Source organism: Pseudomonas sp. FP198, from assembly GCF_030687895.1.
Lineage (GTDB): Bacteria > Pseudomonadota > Gammaproteobacteria > Pseudomonadales > Pseudomonadaceae > Aquipseudomonas.
Genome location: NZ_CP117452.1, coordinates 1077540 through 1096510 on the forward strand (window position 1 = coordinate 1077540; position 18971 = coordinate 1096510).

Consider the following 18971-nt stretch of genomic DNA (forward strand, 5'->3'; position numbering starts at 1 on the left):
CTCCTGCAGGGAGGACGACAGGTCGGCGCTGCCACGGCGGCAGCGCCGACCAACCCATTACTGAGCCTTGTTGGAGGCTTCGGCGGCTTGGATCAGGTCAGCGCCGATGTCACCTTCGAACTTCTTCCAGACCGGTTTCATCTTGTCGCGCCATGCGTTGCGTTCTTCAGGCGTGAGGGTAATGATCTCGGTGGTCTTGGCATCAAGGATGCGCTGCTTGTCGTTCTGGTTCAGTTGCGCCGCTTCCTTGTTCACATGGGCGGTGACTTCCACCAGGATCTTGTCCAGTTCGCTGCGTACGTCCGGCTGCAGGCCATTCCAGAACTTGGTGTTGGTGATCAGCATGTAGTCGAGCAAGCCATGGTTGGACTCGGTGATGTACTTCTGCACTTCATGCATTTTCTGGCTGTAGATGTTCGAGTAGGGGTTTTCCGCACCGTTGACCACGCCCGTCTGCAGGCCTTGATACACCTCGGCGAAACTCATCTTGCGCGGGTTGGCGTTGACGGCCTTGAACTGTTCTTCCAGCACTGCCGATGCCTGTACGCGAAACTTCAGGCCGCGTGCGTCCTTGGGTTCGCGCAGGGGTTTGTTGGCAGAAAGTTGCTTCATGCCGTTGTGCCAGTAAGCCAGGCCGGTAATGTTCTTGCTTTCCATGGACTTGAGCAGCTTCTGGCCCTCAGGGCTCAGTTGGAAACGGTCCACGGCAGAGATGTCATCAAACAGGAACGGCAGGTCGAACAACTGCACCGTCTTGGTGTATTGCTCGAACTTGGCGAGTGATGGCGCGATCATTTGCACGTCACCCAGGAGCAGAGCTTCCATTTCCTTGCCGTCGCCGAATAGCGACGAGTTAGGATATACCTCGACCTTGACCTTGCCCGGCAGCCGTTCTTCCACCAACTTTTTGAAGAGCAACGCGCCTTTGCCTTTGGGGGTTTGTTCGGCCACCACGTGCGAGAATTTGATAATCACCGGATCAGCCGCCATGGCGCTGCTCAACGCGCTGAGGGCCAGTGTGCAGACGAGTGCTTTCCACATAGGTTTGAACATAGGGGTTCCTTTTATTTTTAGTTTTTCGCGTGCGGGCTCATTCAAAACGACGCACGGTGGGACACTTGCAAGTCTAGGCAGAAAAACAGCTTGCCGGGGCATTGTGACATCAAGTGCAGGGCTTTACTGCGTCTTGTTGGACGCTTCGGCGGCTTTGATCAGCTCCGGGCCGATATCCTTTTCGAACTTCGCCCATACCGGTTTCATTTTCTCTCGCCAGGCATTCCGCTCTTGCGGCGTGAGGGTCATGATCTCGGTGGTCTTGGCGTCCAGGACGTGCTGTTTGTCCTGCTGGTTGAATCGCTCCGCTTCCTTGTTGGCATGAGCGGTGGATTCGACCACGATCTTTTCCAGCTCAACGCGGATATCCGGCGGCAGGCCGTTCCAGAAGTCCGACGTGGTGATCAGCATGTAGTCCAGGATGCCGTGGTTGGACTCGGTAACGTATTTCTGTACCTCATGCAGTTTCTGGTTGTAAAAATTCGAATAGGTATTTTCCGTGCCGTTGACCAGGCCCGTACGCAAGCCCTGATACACCACCGAGAAAATCATCGGTTGGCCTTTGGCGCTCACCGCCTTGAACTGCTCCTCCAGCACCGCGGAGGTCTGCACACGGAAGACCAGGCCGCGCGCATCTTCGGGCGTGCGCAGGGGTTTGTTCGCCGACAGCTGCTTCATGCCGTTGTGCCAATAGGCCAGGCCGGTGACGTTCTTGCTCTCCATGGACTTGAGCAGTTGCTGGCCCTCGGGGCTCTGTTGGAAACGGTCCACCGCGGCAATGTCATCGAACAGGAACGGCAAGTCGAACAACTGCACCTTGCGGGTGTACTGCTCGAACTTGGCCAGCGACCGCGCGATGATCTGCACGTCTCCCAGCAGCAACGCTTCCATTTCCTTGTCGTCGCCATACAGTGTGGAGTTGGGATAAACCTCCACCGTGACCTTGCCCGGCAACCGCTCCTCCGCCAGCTTCTTGAACATCAGGGCGCCCTGGCCCTTGGGCGTCTGTTCGCCCACCACGTGGGAAAACCTGATCACGATGGGGTCGGCTGCGTAGGCGCTGCCCAGTGCGCTGAAAGCCAGGGTGCAGATGAGCGCTTTCCATAAAGGTTTGAGCATGGCGTATCCCTTCGATTTATGTGTATCGTACGAGCTCATTCCAGCCCCGACGAACTGCAAACACTGGCAAGTCTAGGAGCAAAAAGTGCGGGCTGCCGGAAAGTTGCGGATCCTGAAGGAGAACCAGCCGCGCCTGTCAGGCTTGGGCTCCGGGATCACTGGACAGGACGTTTCAAAAAACTCAACAAGGGACTCAACAATGATCGACTTCAACAACAAAGGCTTCTTCAAGCTCAAGCAAAACAACGAGTACGCCGAACGCGTCTCGGATCTGTTGCTGGACGGTGAACAGGTGATCGACGCCTACAAGTCGATGCGCGATGGCGTGGTCTTCACCAACAAACGCATCATCGCGGTAAACGTGCAGGGCATCACCGGCAGCAAGAAGGATTTCACCTCGCTGCCCTACAAGAATATCGTTGCGTACTCGGTGGAAACCTCCGGCACCTTCGATCTGGATTCCGAACTGGAGATTTATTTTTCGTCCTTGGGCAAGGTGAAGTTCGAGTTCACCGGCAAGACCGGCATCGTCGAAATCTCCAAGGTCATTTCCCGGCACCTTTTGGTCTGAGTCGATACAAGCGCACCCCGGCAGCGTAAGTCCCGCTGGAGCTCAAGGCTCCAGCGCCGGCCCCTTCAACTCGATCTGGTTGCCATCCGGGTCGAAGCAATAGATCGACCAGCCTTGCCCCTCCGCGCCATAGCGCATCTGTGCCTTCTCGACATCCAGCCCGGCTGCGCCCAGATGAGCGAGCAGGGCCTGTTCGTCAAACGGTTCGACGCGCAGGCAGAAGTGATCGACGTTGTGCCCCTGCCTGCCCGACGCCGCGCCACCCTGACGGCCGAGCGGCCCTTCGACATCCACCAGATCGATCATCGACGCACCGGCGCCGAGATGGACCAACCCCAGATCGTCCCGCCGCTTCTTCAGTTCGCAACCGAGCACCGAGGTGTAGAAGGCGAGGCTGCGCTCGATGTTCGTCACGCGCAGTACGACGTGGTCGATGCGCTCGATGGTGAAATTTTTCATACCAGTCTCCACAAGGCGGGCATAAATGGGCCACGTCACTGTAGCCAGAATTCCCCAGGGGAAACGAGCCGATCATCAGCAAGGGCAAGCGGCGTGGTATGACGACATTTTAAGTTGTCATCTTTCAAAAATAGAGCTTATCCGAAAAAAACCTCATATTTACCTGAATGTAAGGGTTGACAGCTTGGAGTGACCGTACGAATAATCCGCTACGTTGTATGACGACATACAAATAAAAATAACCACACGGTGGCTCCTTCCTATGAGAATCACAGGCGTTCACGTCGAAATCTTTTCCACCCCGTCGCGCCGCGCCCAGGACAGCGCCGGCCACGCCCATCCAGGCGACGAAGTCATGATCAAGATGGCCCTGCTGCGCATCAGCTGCGACGATGGCTCGGAGGGTTACGCCTTCGGTACGCCCGAGTTGATTCGTCCACACATCATCGAATCGTTCGTGCGCAAGGTGCTGATCGGCCGCGACCCGATGGACCGTGAGAGCATCTGGCAAGACCTTGCGCACTGGCAGCGCGGCAGCGCCGGCCAGTTCACCGACCGCGCGCTGGCACTGGTCGAGCAAGCCTTGTGGGACTTGGCCGGGCGCAAGCTGAAGTTGCCGGTGCACAAGCTCATCGGCGGTTACCGTGACAAAGTCCTGGCCTACGGCTCGACCATGTGCGGCGACGATTTGCCAGGCGGTCTGTCGACGCCGGATGAGTACGGCCAGTTCGCCGAAAAGCTCGTCAAGCGCGGCTACAAGGCGATCAAGCTGCACACCTGGATGCCGCCGATTTCCTTCGCGCCGAATCCGCAAATGGACATCCAGGCCTGCGCCGCCGTGCGCGAGGCGGTCGGCCCGGACATCGCCCTGATGCTCGATGGCTATCACTGGTACAGCCGCATGGATGCACTGACCATCGGCAAGGCCCTGGAAAAACTCGATTTCGCCTGGTTCGAAGAACCGATGATGGAAGACTCCGCCGAGTCATATGCCTGGCTGGCCGCCAACCTGGACATCCCGGTGCTGGGCCCGGAAAGCATTGCCGGAAAATTCCACAGCCGCGCCAGTTGGGTGACGCAGAAGTCCTGTGACATCCTGCGCGCCGGCGTGGCTGGCGTCGGCGGTATCGGCCCTTGCCTGAAAGTGGCGCACCTGGCCGAGTCGTTCGGCATGGATTGCGAGGTCCACGGCAACGGCGCGGCGAACCTGGCGGTGGTGGGCGCGATCAGCAACTGCCGGTGGTACGAGCGCGGCCTGCTGCACCCGTTCCTCGATTACGAGGAAGTGCCGGCGCACCTCAACAGTATTGTCGACCCGATGGATACCGACGGTTACGTGCATCTGTCTGATCGGCCGGGGTTGGGCGAGGACATCAACTTCGCGTATATCGAAGCCAACACGTTGTCTCGACACTGATGGCGCACCGCGTCCGAGGCTGAGCGGCCCGGGCGACAAGTCTTTATAAATATAAGAAAGGACTGAACCATGAAACTCTGGCCCAAGCGCCTGACCAGGCTGCTGTGTGTCATAGTGGCCCTGTGCGCAGTGCAGGTGCCCGTCAGCCTGGCCCAAGGCGAAACGCCCGCCGACCAATTGGTGGTGGGCATGAGCATGATCAACCTGCTGTCCCTGGACCCGGCGGCCGCGACCGGCCTGGAAGTGGCCGAGGTCAACGCCAACGTCTACGACATGCTCCTGGAGCAGGACGCGGCGCAGCCGGACACGCTGGTGCCGGCCCTGGCGAAAAGCTGGGAAGTCAGCCCGGACCGCATGCGTCTTACCTTCCAGTTGCGTGATGACGTTCGTTTTCACTCTGGTGCGCCGCTCACTGCGCAAGATGTCGCCTGGTCCTTGCAACGTGTGGTCACCCTCAACCGCGCCCTGGCGTCCACCTGGAAAGCCTACGGTTTCACCGCCGACAACGTCGCCCGGCTGATGCGCGCCGAAGGGCCGCACACCTTCGTCATGGAGCTGCCACGCGTCACCGACCCGCTGTTGGTACTCAACACCCTGGCCACCTCGCCGAGTGCGTTCATCATCGATCGCTCGGTGGCCTTGCAGCATCAGGTCGGTGACGACCAGGGCGCGGCCTGGCTGGCGACGCACACGGCCGGGTCCGGTGCGTTCAAGCTGGATATCTGGCGCGCCAACGACGTGATCCTGATGAGTCGCAACGAGGACTACTGGCGCGGCGCGCCGAAGTTGCGCCGGGTGATCATGCGCAACATGACCGAGTCCCAGGCCCTGCGCCTGATGGTCGAGCGCGGTGACCTGGATGTCGCCCGCGGCATGGCGGCCACCGACATCAAGGCGCTGGGCAAGGTGGATGCGGTGCGCATCCAGAGCATCGCCCGCGGCACGCTGTACTACGTCGCGATGAGCATGCAGCAGCCGTTGTTCCAGGACATCCGGGTGCGCCAGGCGATCCGTCTGTTGATCGACTACCAGGGCATCAACGACGTGGTGATGCCGCACTACGGCGTGATCAACCAGCGCCCGATGCAACTGGGCTTGCCGGCACGCCTGGACGATCCGGGTTATCGCCTGGACGTGGCCGAGGCTCGCCGCCTGCTGGCAGAAGCCGGTCACGCCGAGGGTTTCAAGGTGAGCATCCGTTCGTTGACCGACCCGCCCTTCATCAACATCGCCACCAGCCTGCAAGCGACGCTGGCCCAGGCGGGCATCCAGGCGACGATCATCACCGGCACCGGCAACCAGATCTACGGGGCGATGCGCGACCGCCAGTTCGACATTCTCGTGGGGCGTGGCGGTGGCGGGGCGGAGCGCCATCCGCATTCGAGCCTGCGGGCCCTGGTGTACAACCCGGACAACCGCAGCGAGGCCAAGTTGAGCAACTTCCAGGGCTGGCGCACCTCGTTCTTCAACCCGCAGCTCAACCAGTTGATCGAACAGGCCGAGCGCGAGCGCGACCCCGAACGGCAGCGGCAGATGTATGCCCAGATCCAGACCCTCTATGACCAGCAGGCCGGGGCAATCATGCCGGTCTCGCAGATGGTGGACGAGGTGGTGATTCACGCCGACGTGCGCAACTACATCGGCCACACCGCCGCTACCACGCGTCTTCGCGACGTCTACAAGCAGCGCTGAAATCGACGGCCTCAAGGCCAAGGCAGGAAATGAACATGTCGACTGCATCCTTTTCAATCTGGACAACCCGGGCCGCTTCGGCGACCCGGCGCGGCGGTTCGGTGGCGGTGACGCTGCTGGGGTTGCTGCTGCTGACCTTTTTTATCGGCCGGGTGATGCCGCTGGACCCGGTGCTGGCAATCGTTGGCCCGGACGCCGACGCCTCGGCCTACGCCCAGGTCTATCAGGAACTGGGCCTGGACAAGCCGCTGTGGACCCAGTTCGCGATCTACCTCGGCGACCTGCTCCACGGTGACTTCGGCATGGCCTTGCTGACCGGTAACCCGGTTATCAGCGACATCGCCCGGGTCTTCCCGGCCACCTTGGAACTGGCGACCCTGGCCATTCTGTTCGGCGTGCTGGCGGGCCTGCCGCTGGGTGTCTACGCGGCGACTCATCAGGGCCGCGCCGGTGATCATGTCGCGCGGTTGATCACGCTGTTCGGCTATTCCACGCCAATCTTCTGGATCGGCATGATGGCTTTCCTGGTGTTCTACGCCTGGTTGGGCTGGGCCGGTGGCGTCGGGCGAATCGGCCTGGCCTACGACGGGCTGATCCCGAGGCACACCGGGCTGCTGTTGATCGACACCGCCTGGTCCGGCGATTGGGAAGCCTTTCGCAGTGCGCTGCGGCACATCCTGCTGCCGGCGGTGATCCTCAGTTTCAACTCGGTCGCCTACATCAGCCGCATGACCCGCAGCTTCATGCTCGAGCAGCTGTCCCAGGAGTACATCATCACTGCCCGGGTCAAGGGGTTGTCCCAACGCAAGATTGTCTGGGGCCACGCCTTCGGCAACATCCGCGTGCAGCTGTTGACCATCGTCGCGCTGGCCTACGGCGGGCTGCTGGAGGGCGCGGTGCTGATCGAAACCGTGTTCGCCTGGCCGGGTTTCGGCCAATACCTGACGAGCAGTCTGTTGCTCGGCGACATGAACGCAGTGATGGCCTGCGTGCTGCTGATCGGCCTCATCTTCGTGACGCTGAACCTGATCAGCGATGCGCTGTACAAGATCTTCGACCCGAGGACTCGCTAATGAATCTGCCCCTTGCTTCCAGTGCAGCCGGCAGTGCCGCGCTGCCCGCTTCGAGTACGGCAGCACTGGTCGCCAGCGCCGCACGGCTGCTGCGCTTTCTGCTGCGCAACCCGATGACGTTCGCCGGCCTGGTTGTCGTCGCGACCTTGATGGTGGTCGCGGCGTTCGCGCCATGGATCGCCGGTCACGATCCGTTGCTGCAGAACCTCGCCGGTGCGTTGCAAGCGCCCAGCAGCGCGCACTGGTTCGGCACCGATGAATACGGTCGCGATGTATTCGCCCGGTTGGTGTACGGCTCGCGCATCACCTTGTACATCGTCTTGCTGGTGACGGTGATCGTCGGCCCCATCGGCCTGTTGGTCGGGACCATCTCCGGCTACTTCGGCGGCTGGGTCGACAGCCTGTTCATGCGCATCACCGACATCTTCATCTCGTTTCCGAGCCTGGTGCTGGCGCTGGCCTTCATCGCGGCGCTTGGCCCGGGCCTGGAGCACGCGGTGATTGCCATCGCGCTGACGGCCTGGCCGCCGATCGCCCGATTGGCTCGCGCAGAAACCCTGCCGCTGCGCAACGCCGACTTTGTCGTCGCGGTGCAGCTCCAAGGCGCGTCGAGTACCCGGATCATCCTGCGCCATATCATCCCGATGTGCCTGTCGTCGGTGATCATCCGCCTGACCATGAACATGGCCAGCATCATCCTCACCGCCGCCGCCCTGGGCTTTCTCGGCCTCGGCGCCCAGGCACCGCTGCCGGAGTGGGGCGCGATGATCTCCACCGGCCGGCGCTACATGCTCGAAAGCTGGTGGCTGGTGGCGGCGCCGGGTGCGGCGATCATGCTGGTCAGCCTGGCCTTCAACCTGTTGGGCGACGGCTTGCGCGACGTCCTCGACCCCCGCAGCCAATCCTGAGGAACCTCCCATGACTGAGATAAAACTGGCTGTGCAGGATTTGTGCGTGGAGTTTCGCAACGCCGGCAAAACCTCCCCGGCGGTGCGTGATGTGTCGTTCAACCTGAGGCGGGAAAAACTCGCCATCGTCGGTGAATCCGGCTCGGGCAAATCCACCGTCGGCCGCAGCCTGTTGCGCTTGCATCCGCCGACGGCGCGGGTCACCGCCAAGACCCTGCGTTTTGCCGATATCGATTTGCTGAAGGCCAGCGAAAAGCAGATCCAGGCGATTCGTGGCGCGCGCATGTCGATGATCATGCAAGATCCGAAGTACTCGCTGAACCCGGTGGTGCGAGTCGGCGAGCAAATCGCCGAAGCCTATCTCGCCCATCACAAGGTGCCCCATCACCAAGCCCGGGAACGGGCCCTGGATATGCTCGGCAAGGTACACATTCGAGACCCTCGACGAGTCTATGACCTGTACCCCCATGAAGTCTCGGGTGGCATGGGGCAGCGGATCATGATCGCCATGATGGTCATCACCGATCCCCAGGTGATCATCGCCGACGAGCCCACCTCGGCGCTGGACGTGTCGGTGCGCCGGCAGGTGCTCAATGTATTGGAGGAGCTGGTCAGCGAGCGTGACCTGGGACTGATCTTCATCAGCCATGACCTGAACCTGGTGCGGCATTTCTGCGACCGCGTGCTGGTGATGTATGCCGGCCGGGTGGTCGAGTCGATTGCCGCCGCCGATCTGGATAACGCCACCCATCCCTATACCCGAGGCCTGTTGGCCGCGTTGCCAAGCCTGGATCACCGGCGCGCCACGCTGCCGGTGCTGCAGCGCGACCCACGTTGGTTGAACGCTTGAGGAGCCTGTCATGAACATGATCGAAATCGCCGGCCTGAACCTCAGTTTCGGCACCGGCGCGGCACTGAACGCGGTACTGCACGACGTCGACCTGAGCGTTGGCGAGGGCGAGGCATTCGGCCTGGTGGGGGAGTCCGGTTCGGGCAAGACCACCGTGCTCCGTTGCCTGGCCGGACAGTACCAGCACTGGGCGGGACGGTTGCAGATCGCGGGGCGGGCGGTGACGCGCAAGTTGCCGCTGGATCATTACCGCACCGTGCAGATGGTTTTCCAGGATCCCTACGCTTCATTGCATCCGCGCTACACCATTGACGCCGCGTTGCAGGAACCATTGCGCATCCACGGCATCGACGGGCGCGGGCAAAAAGTCAGCGAGATCCTGCGCAAGGTCGGCCTGAACGACAGCTTCCGCTTTCGTTATCCGCATCAGTTGTCCGGCGGCCAGCGCCAGCGCGTGGCGATTGCCCGGGCGCTGATCCTGCGCCCGCGGGTACTGCTGCTGGACGAGCCAACCTCGGCTTTGGACGTCTCGGTGCAGGCGGAAATTCTCAACTTGCTGGCTGATCTGCGTCGTCAGGAAGGTCTGACCTACCTGATGGTGACCCACGATCTTGCCGTCGTTGCGCACTTGTGTGATCGGCTGGCGGTGATGCAACAGGGCCGAGTGGTGGAAACCCTCGACAGCCAGCTGCTGGCGAGCGATGGCGCCGCCCACGAGTACACCCGTTTGCTGGTGCAAGCCAGTCGCGACCTACAGCGAATACCCATCGCCGTATGAAGTAACCAAGCCGCTGTAACTGTTTTAAACCGCAGCACACGTTGAACCGCAAGTTTCAATGCGCGCACGCGCTCGCCTGCGATTTGACGTTCACCCCAACTATTGATTTCAACCAACAAGAATAAAAAACATGAAAAAGATACTCACCGCTTTGTCGATCGCTTCATTGTTCACTTCGGTGGTCGTTCAGGCCGATACCGGTTACATCAACGTTCGCCATCAATACGCCGAAAAGACCCGCATGCATGCCGACCGCGCCAAGTTCGGCATCAGGCTGGATAACGGTGTGGGCCTGGAAGGCGAACTCAAATACAAGACCGCCGGGGATCGGGAAGACGTCGCCTTCGACAACACTGTCGGCAGCGGCCATGAGTTCACGGTCAACTACCAGCACAAGATCGACGACCGCTGGACGCTGACGCCTTCGTTCGCCATGGAAAGCGACGAGGAGTCCACCACCTACAAGATGGGCTTGCGCCTGGGCTACAAGATCACCAAGGAACTGAGCATCGCCGGGCGTTACCGTTATGACGCCAGCAAACTGGACCGCGACAAGGTGGATCACGACGTGCCGGACAATGGCCAGGACGACCAGACGATCCATCGCTACGACGTCTATATCAACTATGCGAACCAGGGGCCGTGGGCCTATGAATACCAACTGACTTACTTCGATGCCGATTACATTCGCTACAACGGCGGTACGGACGACTATGAGCAGAATGCCGTGGTCAAGTACAAGTGGGATAAGCGTTGGGCACCGTTCTTTGAGGTCGGTGACATCAAGGTCAATTCGGTGGACAGTGATCGGCAGTTGCGCTTGCGGGTGGGCATTCAATACAACTTTTTCTGAGTCGCAGGGAGTACAAAGTACTCAAGGGATCGATGAAACCGTGGCGAGGGAGCTTGCTCCCGCTTGGGTGCGAAGCGCCCACAAAGAAGGACTGCTACGCAGCCCAGCGGGAGCAAGCTCCCTCGCCACCATGAATTGCGCCTTTGATATAGATGCACCACAGGAGGGCTGTGGAGCGTTTTATTCGTTGTAGAACGCCTGGCGTTGTTGGGTTTCACACAGGCGCATGCGGCTGTTGCTCAAGTGCAGGTACATGGCCGCCCGCGCCGCGTCGGCATTGCGGCTGGCGATAGCATCGAAAATCTGCTGGTGTTCGGCGTTGATCCCCTGCAGGTAGGCGCTGCGATCACTTTGCCCGGAGTAGGCGGAGTTCATCCGCGTACGCGGGATCAGCTTTGTACCCAGGTGCTTCATGATGTCGATCAGGTAGTAATTGCCGGCCGCCTTGGCGATTTTCAGATGGAACTGGAAGTCGGCGTTGATCGTGGTGCCGGATTTTTCCGGCCCTTGCAGCAACGCCTCCAGCGCCTGGGCCAGTTCGGCCAGGGCTTGGGGCGTGGCGCGTTCGGCGGCCATGCCGGCGGCCTGCACTTCCAGGCTCAGGCGAAACTCCAGCAAATTGAGTACGTCCGACAACGTCGCAATCGTCGCCGGCCCGAGGGTGAACCCCTCCGGCGCCGGCATATCCAGGACAAACGTACCGACGCCATGGCGGGTCTCGACCAACCCCGCCGCCTGCAGGCGCGACAGCGCCTCGCGCACCACCGAACGGCTGACACCCTCGGCTTCCATGATGTGCACTTCGGTGGGGAGCTTTTCGCCGCATTTCAGGATGCCGTCGCGCATGCGCTGGGCAAAACGGTCGACCAGTGTTTCGGCCAGGCGGCGCGGCTTGTTCAATGGAGATAACGCTTGGTCCGTCATCGGCGTGCTCTAGTGTGATCAGCGGGCATTATAGTGAGTTTTGGCCCAAGGTCGCGGCTATAATGCCGCGATCGTCTGGCTTGATGGATAGGTGCAATGGAGCGTGTCACAACCGATCGACGCCTGAGCATGACTCAGCAACTGGTGGTCGACCTGACGCAGCAGATACTCGCGGGCGAGCTGCCGGCGGGCAGCAAACTGCCAACCGAACAGGTGATCATCAAAGAGCGCGGCGTCAGTCGGACCGTGGTCCGCGAAGCCATGTCACGGCTCCAGGCCGAAGGCTTGGTCGAGACGCGCCATGGCATCGGCACCTTCGTCGTCGACACCGCGCGCCCGGGTGATTTCCAGGGCGGCAAGCACATCAAGGGCGGCGCCCATGACGCGCTGGCCGTCATCGAACTGCGCCTGAGCCTGGAAGTGGAAGCGGCCGGCATCGCTGCGCAACGCGCCACGCCGGAGCAGTTGCTGGCCATGCGCGAAGCGCTGAATGCGGCGAATGCCGTCGACGCAACGGACGACAACAGCGCCCGGACGGATTTCGAATTTCATCGGCAGATTGCCCAATGCACCGGCAACAGCTTTTTTTATCGACGCGATGGCGCACGTCGGCAATACCCTGATTGCCGTGGTCCAGCAGGCGATGCCAGCGATGGCGACTGAAAATCGAGCATTGGTGGTGCGTGAACGCGAGCAGGTCTACGCGGCATTGGCGCGACGGGACGGCGAAGCGGCGCGGGCGTCGATGCGGTTGCATCTGATCAACATGCAGCAGCGGGTCCGGGGCGCAGTAGAATTGGCGAAGCAATAATTCGCACCACAGACCCTGTGGGGGCGGGCGGGCGGGCTTGCTCGCGAAGGCGGCGGCCCATCCTCTTGCTAATTGCGCTTCCAGCACTCCGCAAACCGCGTACATACCCCCGTAATGCTCGTCCATCTGCGCCATCCTTTCCAGGTGACGAGTTACCGCTTCGACCGTCACCCCATTCCCGATCCGGAAGTACTCCACCATCATCGCAACGTCCAGGTCGATCTCGGCTTTCTCCGGCTTGGCATTGGCGGTTTTGGGTAACGCCCATTGCTCCAACTGCTCGTCCTTCAGCTGTCGCAGACGCGTCTGGTATTCCTCCTTGAAACGTTCCATCGAGTGCGTCTTGTTCTGCGCCATGTCATCGCCAAACGTCTGCAGATTTTCCCGGTACAGCGTCCAGTAGTCAGCCGGCAGATCGAAACCGAGCTTGGCCTTGCGTTCGCTGATCAGGGTGTCCAGTTTCTCGGGTGAATAACTCTCGACTTTTTCCTTGGCCGGATCCGTCTTCACCGTGACGACCAGGCTTTTATCGATGACCCGGCTCATCAGTTCCAGGCGATGGGGTGTGTCCGGGTAGGTCTTGGGGAACAGCGCATTGCGGCCGGAGCAGGCGGGAAAGTCTTTTTTCAGGATCGGGATCGGTGTGCGCACGTCCTTGCCGTCGACCCGTTGCAAGCGTTGCAATTGAGTCAGGCAGAAGTTCTTCTCGGACTTGAACGTCACCTCGTATTCGGCATTGGCCTCGGGTGTGAAGTTGAAGCCCTTGCCACACACGGCATAACCGCTGTTCATGTTGGTGCGCAGGTGAATCTGCTCGCCGGGCTTGAGCTTGACCTCCAGATAACCCCTGGCATCCTTGGGCGCCGGAACGCTCATTCCCACCCGCCGCGCGGTATCGCTTAACAGCATATTGTTGAGGATGCCCGTGGTTTGTCCGTCACAATGGGCCGCGTCGAAATAATCCAGCGTGGCGTTGCTGGTATTGGCGACGAACCTCAACTTGGCGGCGTCCGGTTCGACGGCATCGGGGTAGCTGCCATTGACGCTGCAACCGCCGAGCAATACAAACAACGCGGACAATGCTAGCAACGGGGCAGGACAGCGAGGCAGGGCGAGCATAGGTCATCCTTGAAGGATCGATAAAGTGACGAATGCTACTAAAATGCCATTATCGCGTCCATCACCTGCCGCTGGACAGCAGGCGATACCCTCCTCTTTTCCGAAAATGACTCCAAAAATGAATGCAGCAAACCGTGGAGCGAGCAAGCTCGCTCCCGCAGGTCTTTCGTGGAGATCAAACCTTCGCAGGGTTCTGCTTTTGCGGATCGATACCGTAGAGCCTGATTGCCTCCGCTACTTTTTCCCGGGGAATTCTCCCGTCATCGGCCAAGGCCTTCAACGCCGCCAGTGCGATGAAGTGACGATCCACTTCGAAAAACCTGCGCAGTGACTCCCGGGTATCCGATTGGCCGAAACCGTCGGTGCCGAGGGCCACGAAGCGTCGATTGGATACGAACGGGCGGATCTGGTCGGCGAATATCTTCATGTAGTCAGTCGCGACCACCACCGGCCCCTGTTTGTCCTGCAGGCAACTTTCCACATAACCGATACGCGGCGCGTGCTCGGGATGCAGCAGGTTCCAGCGTTCGGCTTCCTGGCCGTCGCGACGCAGTTCGGTCAGGCTGGTTACGCTCCAGACTTCGCTGCTGACGCCGAAATCCTGCTCTAGCAACTGCGCCGCCGCGACCACTTCCTGAAGAATCGAACCGCAGCCCATCAGTTGGACATGCTTGCCTTCGACAGGCTTTTCAGGCGCCGAGAGCCGGTACATGCCCTTGAGAATGCCTTGCTCGACACCTTCGGGCATTGCAGGGTGGGCGTAGTTTTCGTTGAGTACGGTGATGTAATAGAAGATGTCTTCGTTTTCGGCATACATCCGTCGCATGCCGTCCTGGATGATCACGGCCAATTCATAGGCGTAGGTCGGGTCGTAGGACACGCAGCAGGGGATGGTCGAGGACAGCACATGGCTGTGGCCGTCGTCATGTTGCAGGCCTTCGCCCATCAGCGTGGTCCTGCCGGAGGTGGCGCCGAGCAGGAAGCCGCGAGCCCGGGCGTCACCGGCGGCCCAGGCGAGGTCGCCGACGCGCTGGAAGCCGAACATCGAATAAAAGATGTAGAAGGGCACCGTCATCACGCCGTGGGTGCTGTAGGACGTACTCGCGGCGATCCATGAAGAAATCCCGCCGGACTCGTTCAGCCCCTCCTGCATGATCTGGCCGTCCCGGGCTTCCTTGTAATAGCTCAACTGGCCGGCGTCTTGCGGCGTATACAGCTGGCCTACATGGGAATGGATACCGATCTGGCGGAACAGGCTTTCCATGCCGAAGGTCCGTGATTCGTCCGGGACAATGGGCACGATCAGCTTGCCGATGTTCGGATCCTTGAGCAGCGTGCCGAGGATGCGCACGAACGCCATGGTGGTGGAGATCGCCCGTTCGCCAGTGCCTTTGAGTTGGGTATCCAGCGACGACAAAGGCGGGACCTGCAACGGCGCCACGGCATTAAAACGGGCCGGGATATAGCCGCCCAACTGGCTGCGCCTGGCTTGCAGGTACAGCGCCTCGACGCTGTCCGCGCCCGGCTTGAGGTAAGGCATGTCGCCCAGCTGGTCATCGCTGAGTTCCAGGCCGAACCGATCACGGAACGCCTTGACCGCATCGTCGCCCATTTTCTTGAGCTGGTGGTTGATGTTCTGGCCTTCACCGGCTTCGCCCATGCCGAAACCCTTCACGGTCTTGGCCAGGATCACGGTTGGCCCGCCGGTGTGGCGCATGGCGGCGGCATAGGCGTTGTGGACTTTTTCCGGGTCGTGGCCGCCGCGAGACAGCTTCCAGATATCGTCGTCGCTCAGGTCGCTGACCAGCTCCAGCAGCTCTGGATACTTGCCGAAGAAGTGCTCGCGTACATAGGCGCCGTTCTGGGATTTATAGTTCTGATAATCGCCGTCCACGCACTCCATCATCCGCTGGCGCAGCAGGCCGCTCTTGTCCTTCTCGAGCAGGGCATCCCAGCCGCTGCCCCAGATCACCTTGATCACATTCCAGCCGGCCGCCCGGTACAGGCTTTCGAATTCCTGGATCACCTTGCTGTTGCCACGCACCGGGCCGTCCAGGCGTTGCAGGTTGCAGTTGACGACAAAGATGATGTTGTCGAGCTTCTCCCGGCCCGCCAGGGAAATCGCCGCCAGGGATTCCGGCTGGTCCATTTCACCGTCACCGAGAAACGCCCAGACCTTGCGGCCCTGGTGTTCCTTCAGGCCGCGATCTTCCAGGTAGCGCATGAACCGGGCCTGATACGCGGCCGTGATAGGGCCCAGCCCCATCGACACCGTCGGGAATTGCCAGAAGTCAGGCATCAGCCGTGGATGCGGATAGGACGAAACGCCATCGCGGTCGGTCTCGCGGCGAAAGTTGTCCAACTGTTCTTCGCTCAGGCGTCCTTCCAGATAGGCGCGTGCATAGATGCCTGGTGACGAGTGGCCCTGGATGTACACCATGTCACCGGCGAACTGCTCGGTGCGACCACGGAAAAAATGCTCGAAGCCGACGTCATACAAAACCGCCGCCGACGCGTAGGACGCGATGTGCCCGCCGACGTTCGAATGTTTGCCGGCGCGCAGCACCATGGCCAGCGCGTTCCAGCGGATATAGGCATTGATCCGGCGCTCCACGGCCAGGTCGCCGGGGTAGGGCTGCTGGCGGTCGGCCGGGATGGTATTGACGTAGGGCGTCGTCACGCGCCCGTAGAAATCACCGTGGCGGTTGGCGTCGAAATCAAGCATCTGATCGATCAGGTAGTGGGCACGAGAGCGCCCTTCGACACTCGCCACCGATTCAATGGATTCGAGCCATTCGCGAGTCTCTTGTGGATCCTCGTCGAGAAACATGGATTGTTGTGCCATCGTTGTCGTCTCCTGGACAGTGCAGCAGCACCGAGTCGTTTGGTGCCTGACTAAGGGGCGTGGGTCGACGCCAACCTTCGAGAATTTTGTAGTTGCACTTGCAACTACGTGCGAGAACTTAGCCTGCCACGCGCTACAATTGCAACTAAATCGATTTCTTGAGAAAGGTGCTGCATGTCATCCAGCGAGCCGGATACCTGGTTCAGATTCGTCAGGGCCCACCGTTGCCTGATCCGCGAAATCGAGCGTCGGCTGGCGGCCGCCGGGCTGCCGGCCTACGCCTGGTACGACGCGTTATGGGGCCTGGAAAGCGGCCCCGACGGCGCCCGGCGGATGAGCGAACTGGCCGACGTCATGGCCATCGAGCGCTACAACCTCACCCGCCTGGTGGACCGCCTGGAGGCGGAAGGCCTGGTCACCCGCAGCCGCGCCAGCGATGACGGCCGAGGGGCGTACGCCGCCATCACCGAGAGCGGGAAAGTGCTGCGCAAGAAAATGTGGAAAATCTACGAAGGGGCGGTGGACGAATTGTTCCTGGCGCAGTTCGACGACGACCAGCAGCGAGTCTTCAGCGAAGCGCTGGAGCGTGCGGCCACAGCGGCGCGCAGCAGTGGTCGAGGGAAATAGGCGCGGGCTGTCATTGCAGCAGGTACCGACTCATCGCTTGCTTGACGCAGGCCTGTTCGATGACGCCCTCCTGAGCCAGCGCCTGCAAGGCCAACACCACGATCCAGTGTTTATCCACGGCTTGCGCGGAGACTCCGGTCGAATCGGCGCCGAGTGCCACGAACCGTGACGTGAGGTGCGCGCCAATCTGATCGGCAACGTGTTGGGCGTAACCCGTCACCGCGACGACCGGGCTGCCCGTTTTGCCCAGGCAATCGAGCAAATGCGACGAGCGCTTCGGCTTCTCGGGATGCAGTCGATTCCAGCGTCGTGCGGTGTCCGCATCACGGGCCAGGCGGGTGTAGCTGGGGCAACTCCACAACTCACTTGCCACTCCCCAGTGTTCAGCCAGCATTTGCGCCGCGTTCGCCACCGACTGCAATGCCAGCCCGGCACCCAGCAAGCGAACCCGGGGCGCCCCGACCTCCGTCTCGATCTCGGTGAGCTTGTACATCCCCTTGAGCGCCTGGCTTGCACTGATGTTGCCAACAGGGCCGAGGAAATCGTTGGGCTCGTCGTGAAGCGCCATGTAATAAAAACCGTCGTTGCCCTCCACGTAAAGGCTCTCCAAAGCGGCCAGGGCAATGGCGTGCGCTTCGGCACCGCTGGCCGGATCGAATGGCAGGCATTGTGGGTTGGCCGCCAGCCAGAGCGGTAACCACGGGTGAGCCCCCTTGGGCCATCGCGAGGGCAGGGTCTCGATGTCGTTACACAAGATTCCCCGGTTCGCGGACTCGTTCGACAGCGCGCAAAGTTCGGCCGATGTCGCCGAGCTGGTCAGGTAGAGCAACGGTTTTTCACTGGCACGGGCGTCGGGGCTCAGGCGCAGGGGCCAGGCGCTGATGCGGGTGTGACAGTGCTCGACCTGGGGTTGCTTGTTGGCGCGGATCACCCAGACATGCCTGGCTGTTCCAGGGTCCCTTTCGAGGCGATTGGCGATATCGATCATGGTGTAGAGCGGCGAGGAGAAACCATCCATGTGCAGCGCTGAAAGCGTTCGGATCTTATCGATACAGGCCTGAGCGGCCAGGCGGGTCTCTGGTGTTTTACTGAAGCTGGAAAAGCCGATCATTCCACAATCTCCGTGCGTTCCGTCGTGCTTGCACCATACGGCACGGCTCAATATGATTGCAAATGCAATGAAATTGACCTGGAATGGAGTTCCTCATGAACGCGGCTTCCCCCATCACGCTGTATACGGCTGATACACCCAATGGGCAGAAAATCAGTATTTTCCTGAAAGAGGCGGGCATCGATTACCAATTGGTGAAGCTCAACCTGGCTGAAGGACGGCAGCATTCAGCGGAGTTCCTCGCCATAAACCCCAACGGGAAAATACCCGCCATCGTCGATCACCAAGCTGGGGTTTCGGTTTTCGAATCCGCCGCCATCCTGGGTTATCTGTCGCAGAAGTACGCTTGCCTGCTGCCTGATACAGCTGCCGACCAGCTTGCAGTCCAGCAGTGGCTGTTCTTCCAGGTAGGGGCCATCGGCCCTATGCTCGGCCAGCTCTGGTGGTTCTTGCACGGCAGCACCACGCATAACGAGGAAGCGATCGCGCGTTATCGCAAAGAAGCCTTGCGTCTGTATGGCGTGGTGGACAAGCAATTGGCCGAGCGCAGCTACCTGGCGTGCAACCAGTATTCCATTGCCGATATCGCGGCGTTCCCCTGGCTGCGAACTTCTGAAGAACTGGAACTGGATATCACGCCGTTCCCTCACGTGCTGCGCTGGCTCAAAATGATCGAGTCCCGCCCTGCCGTGCAAGCCGGGCTGGCAGAGTCTCGAGAAACACCTGCAAGTTGATGGCTTGCTGCGCCGGAGCGAGTCGCC

The 18971-nt window shown here is 60.8% G+C and carries 17 protein-coding genes and 1 pseudogene; 12 read left to right on the forward strand and 6 right to left on the reverse strand.

Going from position 1 to position 18971, the window contains the following annotated elements:
• Nucleotides 1-57 precede the first annotated feature (57 nt).
• Together PSH78_RS05045 and PSH78_RS05050 are read right to left on the reverse strand one after the other, a co-directional pair.
• Nucleotides 58-1053: a TRAP transporter substrate-binding protein gene (locus PSH78_RS05045; RefSeq protein ID WP_370871062.1), complete on the reverse strand. Its 996-nt coding sequence runs from the start codon at nt 1051-1053 to the stop codon at nt 58-60.
• A gap of 123 nt (nt 1054-1176) precedes the next feature.
• Nucleotides 1177-2172, reverse strand: a complete 996-nt coding sequence (locus PSH78_RS05050) for a TRAP transporter substrate-binding protein (RefSeq protein ID WP_305498905.1) — start codon at nt 2170-2172, stop codon at nt 1177-1179.
• Nucleotides 2173-2371: 199 nt separating this feature from the next.
• On the opposite strand from PSH78_RS05050, the gene PSH78_RS05055 reads away from it, so the two are divergent.
• A complete protein-coding gene (locus tag PSH78_RS05055) occupies nt 2372-2743 on the forward strand; it encodes a PH domain-containing protein (RefSeq protein WP_305498907.1) in 372 nt (123 codons plus the stop codon).
• Nucleotides 2744-2785: 42 nt separating this feature from the next.
• Here PSH78_RS05055 and PSH78_RS05060 read toward each other — a convergent pair whose 3' ends face one another.
• Entirely contained in the window at nt 2786-3202 is a 417-nt protein-coding gene (locus tag PSH78_RS05060) for a VOC family protein (protein ID WP_305498909.1), read from the reverse strand.
• 262 nt (nt 3203-3464) lie between these two features.
• On the opposite strand from PSH78_RS05060, the gene PSH78_RS05065 reads away from it, so the two are divergent.
• The 7 genes from PSH78_RS05065 (at nt 3465) to PSH78_RS05095 (ending at nt 10773) form a co-directional block, all read left to right on the forward strand.
• The gene (locus tag PSH78_RS05065; protein WP_305498910.1) at nt 3465-4619 is read left to right on the forward strand and encodes a mandelate racemase family protein; all 1155 of its coding nucleotides are present in this window, start codon (nt 3465-3467) and stop codon (nt 4617-4619) included.
• Between the two features lie 69 nt (nt 4620-4688).
• The gene (locus PSH78_RS05070) at nt 4689-6311 is read left to right on the forward strand and encodes an ABC transporter substrate-binding protein (protein ID WP_305498911.1); all 1623 of its coding nucleotides are present in this window, start codon (nt 4689-4691) and stop codon (nt 6309-6311) included.
• A gap of 35 nt (nt 6312-6346) precedes the next feature.
• A complete protein-coding gene (locus tag PSH78_RS05075; RefSeq protein ID WP_305498912.1) occupies nt 6347-7384 on the forward strand; it encodes an ABC transporter permease in 1038 nt (345 codons plus the stop codon).
• The gene (locus PSH78_RS05080; RefSeq protein WP_305498913.1) at nt 7384-8292 is read left to right on the forward strand and encodes an ABC transporter permease; all 909 of its coding nucleotides are present in this window, start codon (nt 7384-7386) and stop codon (nt 8290-8292) included. The genes PSH78_RS05075 and PSH78_RS05080 overlap by 1 nt, the downstream gene beginning before the upstream one ends.
• Nucleotides 8293-8302: 10 nt before the next feature.
• Nucleotides 8303-9142 (forward strand): ABC transporter ATP-binding protein, encoded by an 840-nt coding sequence (locus PSH78_RS05085; protein ID WP_305498915.1) that lies wholly within the window; start codon nt 8303-8305, stop codon nt 9140-9142.
• Between the two features lie 10 nt (nt 9143-9152).
• The gene (locus PSH78_RS05090) at nt 9153-9920 is read left to right on the forward strand and encodes an ABC transporter ATP-binding protein (protein ID WP_305498917.1); all 768 of its coding nucleotides are present in this window, start codon (nt 9153-9155) and stop codon (nt 9918-9920) included.
• A gap of 130 nt (nt 9921-10050) precedes the next feature.
• Nucleotides 10051-10773: an oligogalacturonate-specific porin KdgM family protein gene (locus PSH78_RS05095; protein WP_305498919.1), complete on the forward strand. Its 723-nt coding sequence runs from the start codon at nt 10051-10053 to the stop codon at nt 10771-10773.
• Between the two features lie 180 nt (nt 10774-10953).
• Here the strand turns inward: PSH78_RS05095 and PSH78_RS05100 are convergent, their stop codons facing one another.
• Nucleotides 10954-11697 carry a FadR/GntR family transcriptional regulator gene (locus PSH78_RS05100; RefSeq protein ID WP_305498921.1) on the reverse strand — a complete coding sequence of 248 codons (744 nt, stop codon included), beginning with the start codon at nt 11695-11697 and terminating at the stop codon, nt 10954-10956.
• A 96-nt stretch (nt 11698-11793) separates the two neighbouring features.
• On the opposite strand from PSH78_RS05100, the pseudogene PSH78_RS05105 reads away from it, so the two are divergent.
• Nucleotides 11794-12508, forward strand: a pseudogene (locus PSH78_RS05105) (FadR/GntR family transcriptional regulator).
• Nucleotides 12509-12844: 336 nt separating this feature from the next.
• Nucleotides 12845-12979, forward strand: coding sequence for a hypothetical protein (locus PSH78_RS05110; RefSeq protein WP_305498923.1), 135 nt, complete (start codon nt 12845-12847; stop codon nt 12977-12979).
• An 823-nt stretch (nt 12980-13802) separates the two neighbouring features.
• Here PSH78_RS05110 and aceE read toward each other — a convergent pair.
• Nucleotides 13803-16472 carry a pyruvate dehydrogenase (acetyl-transferring), homodimeric type gene (gene aceE, locus PSH78_RS05115; protein WP_305498925.1) on the reverse strand — a complete coding sequence of 890 codons (2670 nt, stop codon included), beginning with the start codon at nt 16470-16472 and terminating at the stop codon, nt 13803-13805.
• A gap of 174 nt (nt 16473-16646) precedes the next feature.
• Between aceE and PSH78_RS05120 the strand changes: the two genes are divergently transcribed.
• Nucleotides 16647-17099, forward strand: a complete 453-nt coding sequence (locus PSH78_RS05120; protein WP_305498927.1) for a MarR family winged helix-turn-helix transcriptional regulator — start codon at nt 16647-16649, stop codon at nt 17097-17099.
• A gap of 10 nt (nt 17100-17109) precedes the next feature.
• Here PSH78_RS05120 and PSH78_RS05125 read toward each other — a convergent pair whose 3' ends face one another.
• Complete coding sequence (locus tag PSH78_RS05125) at nt 17110-18210, reverse strand: pyruvate dehydrogenase (RefSeq protein ID WP_305498929.1); 1101 nt, start codon at nt 18208-18210, stop codon at nt 17110-17112.
• Nucleotides 18211-18305: 95 nt separating this feature from the next.
• Between PSH78_RS05125 and PSH78_RS05130 the strand changes: the two genes are divergently transcribed.
• Complete coding sequence (locus PSH78_RS05130; protein WP_305498931.1) at nt 18306-18944, forward strand: glutathione S-transferase family protein; 639 nt, start codon at nt 18306-18308, stop codon at nt 18942-18944.
• The last annotated feature ends 27 nt before the right edge of the window (nt 18945-18971 follow it).